The 1,390-nt window shown below is 28.6% G+C and carries 1 protein-coding gene; it reads right to left on the bottom strand.

Features of this window, described 5'->3' with window-relative positions; genetic code table 11:
- Window positions 1-1,305: a hypothetical protein gene (locus FBE93_RS08235; RefSeq protein ID WP_165434362.1), complete on the bottom strand. Its 1,305-nt coding sequence runs from the start codon at window positions 1,303-1,305 to the stop codon at window positions 1-3.
- Window positions 1,306-1,390 lie beyond the last annotated feature (85 nt).

Raw genomic sequence — 1,390 nt, 5'->3', positions numbered from 1 at the left:
CTAAACCCTAGTTTGTCCTATAAGATTATTAAGTCTATCCGCTATAGAATCAGCAAAAGAATTTATACTTTCACTGCTTGCTTTCCAACCATTAGCTTTTGCTTGATTAAACTGATTATCAAACCAAGCTCCACCATAACCTATGCTTGTATTTTGCCATTTAACCCCTTTATCCATTACATATATATCTGCATCAAGCCAGCCATCTTGTGCATAACTTTTTAATAAACTTGCAAAATCAACCTTACCTGTCATGATGTCATCTAAGGAAGTTAATGATCCATCAAAGCTTTCTTTAGCCATAGCTTCAGCATAAGACTTAGCTATAGGATTTAATGTTGCACTACCTTCTCTTGACGTTACACCCGTTGATTTTAAAAAACTCATAAACAAAGCTTCTTTAGAATAACTTCCATCTTCATTTTGTGGATAAACTGACATATCAGGATTAAAAGTATCTATTGCAGTGTCTTTATCTAAATTTTGAGTTTGCATACTTTGCGGAGTGAAATTTAATGGTTGTAAGCCTATATTAATATGTCCAAACATTCCTAATTGTTCTGCTTCATTATATTGCTCTTGTGTATTATAATAGTTTGTTATTGTTAGCTTATCATAATTTTTCGGCATAATACCTATAGTTTTATCAGATGATAATTCACTAATTCCCTTAGGCATAGAATTTATATCTGCTTCAGTGAAACTTGTTTTATTGGTATCATTAAAAGCATAATTAACAATTTGATTAAATTGGTTATAGTATTGTTTTATGGTTTCAGCCATATCTATATTAGTATAATACTCGCTTACGCCTAAGTATTCTTTTGTACTTGAAACAATAGAATCATTTTCGGCAGCTTTTTTAATCTCATCTAAAGTAGATTTATGTATCTTAAAATCTTCAGGCAATCCTGCAGCTTTATTAAAATCACTTCCCATATAACCATCTTTATCTACACTATAACCATAGGCTGTATTATTACTTATATCTGCTTGTTTATATTTTAGAGTATAAATAGAGTTTTTAAATTCACTTGATATATCATAATTAGGAGAATTTGTTTTACTACTTATACTAAAATTAGTATTATTGCTAGTATTTGTTGTATTAGTAGAATTTAATACTTCACTTCTTGCTAGAGTTTGTGAATTTGCACTTTGAATTTCATTTAATTTACTAGCATTTTGTTTTAAAAAAGCATTAGCAAAACTTATTTTAGAATTTTCTTTACTTTCTTTATTAGCTTTTGCTTGTGAAAGTATAGAATTATAGTTTGAGTTATCATTAATACTAAAGATACTCATATTAATTCCTTGATTTAGATTTTTTTGCCTTCAACCTAAATATATATTAAAATAATATAAGCAAAATCTGTTCCGTTTTGGGGTG

Origin of the sequence: Campylobacter sp. CFSAN093229 (assembly GCF_011068225.1) — a bacterium.
Classification (GTDB): domain Bacteria; phylum Campylobacterota; class Campylobacteria; order Campylobacterales; family Campylobacteraceae; genus Campylobacter_D; species Campylobacter_D jejuni.
Note: the sequence above shows the minus strand (reverse complement) of the source record. Positions and strands in the feature narration are given on the sequence as shown.

Excerpts from the sequence above, each read along its gene's own strand:
- FBE93_RS08235 (WP_165434362.1), bottom strand. The coding sequence starts at position 1,305 with ATGAGTATCTTTAGTATTAATGATAACTCAAACTATAATTCTATACTT.